5 protein-coding genes are annotated in these 3,570 nt (G+C 71.3%); 3 read left to right on the top strand and 2 right to left on the bottom strand.

All coding sequences use genetic code 11. The features are described 5' to 3' along the window. On the top strand, positions 1-837 hold an 837-nt coding region (locus EHS43_RS40220), incomplete at its 5' end, for a PLP-dependent aminotransferase family protein (RefSeq protein WP_148104230.1). A 199-nt stretch (positions 838-1,036) separates the two neighbouring features. Here EHS43_RS40220 and EHS43_RS40215 read toward each other — a convergent pair. Further along, on the bottom strand, positions 1,037-1,291 hold the full coding sequence (locus EHS43_RS40215) for a DUF397 domain-containing protein (RefSeq protein WP_125195492.1): 255 nt from the start codon (positions 1,289-1,291) through the stop codon (positions 1,037-1,039). After that, positions 1,292-2,152 (bottom strand): helix-turn-helix transcriptional regulator, encoded by an 861-nt coding sequence (locus tag EHS43_RS40210; RefSeq protein ID WP_125195491.1) that lies wholly within the window; start codon positions 2,150-2,152, stop codon positions 1,292-1,294. A gap of 260 nt (positions 2,153-2,412) precedes the next feature. On the opposite strand from EHS43_RS40210, the gene EHS43_RS40205 reads away from it, so the two are divergent. Both EHS43_RS40205 and EHS43_RS40200 read left to right on the top strand, forming a co-directional pair. Further along, positions 2,413-3,075: an ATP-binding protein gene (locus tag EHS43_RS40205; protein ID WP_260470933.1), complete on the top strand. Its 663-nt coding sequence runs from the start codon at positions 2,413-2,415 to the stop codon at positions 3,073-3,075. Then, entirely contained in the window at positions 3,066-3,512 is a 447-nt protein-coding gene (locus tag EHS43_RS40200; protein ID WP_125195489.1) for a hypothetical protein, read from the top strand. Before EHS43_RS40205 ends, EHS43_RS40200 begins: the two co-directional genes overlap by 10 nt. Positions 3,513-3,570: the final 58 nt, after the last annotated feature.

Genomic DNA, 3,570 nt, shown 5'->3' with positions numbered 1-3,570 from the left:
GTCCTGCGCGGCCCCCTCGCCGTCGAGGCGTACGGACTCCCCTTCCACCGGGAACTGCTCGCTGCCCAGGGCGTACGGACCGTACCGCTCCCCCTCGACGGACATGGCGCGCGCGTCGACCGCCTGTCCCGCGAGCGGGCCGTACTGCTCACACCCGCCCACCAGTTCCCCACCGGCGGTCCGCTGCACGCCGAACGGCGGGCCGCGGTGGTCGACTGGGCACGCGCGCGTGGCGCGGTCGTGCTGGAGGACGACTACGACGGGGAGTTCCGCTACGACCGCAGGCCCGTCGGCGCCCTGCAGAGCCTCGACCCCGAGCGGGTGATCCTGGTCGGCTCGGTCAGCAAGAGCCTGTCGCCCGCGCTGCGGCTGGGATGGATGGTGCTGCCCGACCGGTACGTGGGTGACGTCCTGATGGCGAAGGGCGAACGGGAGGCCTGGGCGAGCGTGCCCGACCAGCTGGCCCTCGCCGACCTGATCACCTCCGGGGCCTACGACCGTCACGTACGGCGGATGCGACAGCGCTACCGGGGCCGCCGGGACCGGCTCGTCGCCGCGCTGGCCGAGCGGGCGCCGCACGTCGAGGTGAGCGGGGTCGCGGCGGGGCTGCACGCGGTGGTGCGGCTGCCGCGGGGTACCGAGCGGTCCGCCGTCGAGGCCGCGGCCCGGCACGGGGTCGCGCTGGACGGACTCGCGGAGTTCCGCCACCCGGACACGGACATGCCGGCTCACGACGGTCTGGTCGTCGGGTACGCGACACCGTCCGAGCACGCGTACGGGGCGGCACTGGAGGCGCTGTGCGGGGCGCTGGCGCCGGGTGGGACTCGGGTGTCATGAGGACCGAGCGCGCGACTGCTCCCGCGTCTCGTGGAGACGGGGAGCAGTCGTCGGCGTCGAAGAGATCTGTTACGGACTGCCCCTCAAGGGAGAAGGGCGAGCATCTCAACCATCAGCGTTTTATCGAGCAATTGAACAATCGAGCTATCGAGCTATCGAGCTATCGAGCAACGAGATCACGATCAACTGAGCAACGCGGTCAGGAGAGCAGGAAGTCGGCCACCCCCGCCTTGGCACCCTCGATGAACGCGGTCATCTCGTCGGTGGTGTAGATCAGCGCCGGCCCGTCCGGATCGGTGGACTGGCGCACGGCGATCCGGCCGTCGGCGAGCTTCATCGCCTCCAGGCAGTTGCCGCCGTTGCCGCCGCTCCACGGCTTGTGCCAGCCTTCGCTCCCCAGTTCCCGGGCGGGCATGCCGTTGTAGACGGGCGGACGGGGCTTGATGCGGTTCATTCACAGCTCCTTGCGGAGATCCCGCAGGATCTCCTTCGTGCGATGTGCCGTAGCGGCCTGCGCCGCCATGCGGTCCATGACCTCGAGGTGGGTCGCCACCTCGACGCGCGCGTCCAGATAGACCGCGCCGGTCAGGTACTCGCTGTAGACCATGTCCGGAAGTTCCGGCACGGCGAATCGGAAGAGCACGAAGGGCCCGTACGTCCCGGGGTGCGGCCCGTTGGCGAAGGGGGCGACCTGGAGCGTCACGTTGGGCAGCTTCGTTGCCTCGAGCAGTTTGTCGATCTGCGCACGCATCACCTCCGGACCGCCCACGGGGCGGCGCAGCACGGTCTCGTCCATGACCACCCACAACCGGGGCGCGTCCTGACGGGTGAGCAGTCCCTGCCGTTCCATGCGCAGGGCCACGTGGCGCTCGATGTCCTCGGGGCTGGTCTGGCCGATGGCGCCCGAGCGCAGGACGCCACGCGCGTAGTCCTCGGTCTGGAGCAGACCGGGGACGAAGTGCGGCTCGTACTCGCGGATGAGCGCGGCCGCGCCCTCCAGGCTGACGTGCATCGAGAACCAGCCGGGCAGCACGTCGTGGAAGCGCTGCCACCAGCCGGGGCGGTTGGCGTCCTCCGCGAGCTGGACGAAGTCCTCGGCCTCCTGGTCGCCGACTCCGTAGGCCTTCAGCAGGAGCTGGAGGTAGGGGATCTTGAACCCGACCTCGGCCATCTCCATCCGGCGGACGGTGGCGGGGGCGACGCGGAGGATGCGGGCGGCTTCCTCGCGCTTGAGCCCGGCGCGTTCCCGCAGGTCCAGCAGGCGCCGACCGAGGACGACCTGGCCGACCGTCGGCGCGGACCGCGGTTCGCTCACGCTCCACCTCCACGAAGTCATGTACGGGCGCACAGCCACCAGCATGCTGACAGGCCAGCGGCGCCATTCGAAGACCTGATTCGAAGATCTGTACGGATACGAATGCTGCTGCGCATACCGCTGCGTACGGATCTCCGGTGATCCCAACTGGCGCCGCTCGAGATGCTGTTGCGAGCAGTGTGCCACGGCCGCTCACCGCGTCACACAGCACTCTGCATTTTTCAGAGTGACACTTGCCAAGTGTTCACGACGGGGCGATAGTGGCAAGCGTGATTCCGTCCCCGCCCTTAGGAACAGACGCCGCCGAAGATCACCCCCAGGGTCTCGGTGCCGCCGCGGGAGCAGGCCTCTCCAGGGCCGCTGCCCGGCGCCGGTTCCGTTTCGAGCTGGCCGCGCATCCGGGTTCTCCCGCGCAGGCCAGACGCCTGACGAGGGCGCGACTGACTCACTGGTCGGTCTGCGAGGACACCTGCGACTCTGCCGCCCTGGTGGTCTCCGAGCTGGTGACCAACGCCATCGTGCACACCGCCAGCAGCCGTGTGGTCTGCGAGCTGCACGACAACGACGACCTGGTGCGGATAGCCGTCCGCGACGAGGGCTGCGCGCCGGGTGATCCGTATCCGTGCCCGCCGCGCGGCGAAGAGGAGCACGGGAGGGGACTGCTCCTCGTCGACTCCCTCTGTCACGCGTGGGGCGCCCATGAGCACGGGCCCGGGCTGCTGGTCTGGGCGGACCTGCCGCGCAAGGCGGACGAGCCCCGCAAGGACACCGGCCCGCGCAACGACCTGGGCTGGGGGGCCCGCCCGAAGCCGGTTCCCTCCGGGCAGCCGGGCCAGGGGGACGAGCCGGAGGAGCACCACAGAGCGGTGCCCGAGGGGGGAGCTCGCGAGCACGGAGCGGGGGGCGCGGGCGCATGGGCGTGAGGAGCGGGTCCGGCGGCCAGGTGCTGACCCTGGACACGCTGGCCCGCCTCGGTCGCGGGCTGCGGACACCTTCGGCGGCGCACAAGCTGGCCGTGCCGGAGGGGATGACGGTGCCGCTGGGCTGCGACGCCGTGGGGGTGCCGGCGGCGCTGAGCGAGCAGCTGTTGTCCCGGTTGCCGCGGGTCGGGTGCGTGTACGCCGACGGCACGCACTGGTGGTGGCTCGTTCCCGCCGACTCCGACTACGCGCTCGAGTGGCCCACGCCCGTCCAGTACGCCACCGGGGCGGTTGTTCCGGACGCCCCGGTGGTGCCGTCCCTCGTGCACCGGGGCGAGGGGAACCTGCCCTATACGCCGCCGATACCGCTGTACCTGGCGTTGTGCCGGCTGACGGGGACGACCCCCACCTGGTCCCGCCCGGTCAGCTCGGCCGGCTAGGCCGCCGCACGGGTGCGGGCCCGCGGGGCCGGTCGCGCAGCTGCCCGCGCCCCTGGAC

This window comes from Streptomyces sp. RP5T (assembly GCF_003933965.1).
GTDB lineage: Bacteria > Actinomycetota > Actinomycetes > Streptomycetales > Streptomycetaceae > Streptomyces.
The sequence above is the reverse complement of the archived record's forward strand: the minus strand, read 5'-3'. Positions and strand labels throughout refer to the sequence as shown.

Coding starts and splice junctions, on each gene's coding strand:
- EHS43_RS40200 (WP_125195489.1), top strand. CDS start 3,066: ATGGGCGTGAGGAGCGGGTCCGGCGGCCAGGTGCTGACCCTGGACACG.
- EHS43_RS40215 (WP_125195492.1), bottom strand. CDS start 1,291: ATGAACCGCATCAAGCCCCGTCCGCCCGTCTACAACGGCATGCCCGCC.